This window comes from Spirosoma arboris, assembly GCF_009754945.1.
Taxonomy (GTDB): Bacteria; Bacteroidota; Bacteroidia; order Cytophagales; family Spirosomataceae; genus Spirosoma; species Spirosoma arboris.
On record NZ_WPIN01000089.1, the window covers coordinates 1 to 299 of the forward strand.

At 47.8% G+C, this 299-nt stretch carries 2 tRNA genes; both read left to right on the top strand.

What is annotated here, in order from left to right:
• Window positions 1-37: 37 nt before the first annotated feature.
• Window positions 38-111 (top strand) — tRNA-Ile (locus GO755_RS40775).
• A 17-nt stretch (window positions 112-128) separates the two neighbouring features.
• A tRNA-Ala gene (locus GO755_RS40780) sits at window positions 129-202 on the top strand.
• Window positions 203-299: the final 97 nt, after the last annotated feature.

Consider the following 299-nt stretch of genomic DNA (forward strand, 5'->3'; position numbering starts at 1 on the left):
ATTATTTGCTACTATTAATGTTAATACGCAAAGCACTGGGCTTGTAGCTCAGGTGGTTAGAGCGCTACACTGATAATGTAGAGGTCCGTGGTTCGAGTCCACGCAGGCCCACAAGTGACATAAGCCATGGGGGATTAGCTCAGTTGGCTAGAGCACCTGCTTTGCAAGCAGGGGGTCAACGGTTCGAATCCGTTATTCTCCACATGAACCATTCGGGTTCATACGTTCTTTGACCTACAGGGAGAGACTGATTGCATCGACGAGATGTAATCATGATAAGCCGTCAAGCTATTGACTGG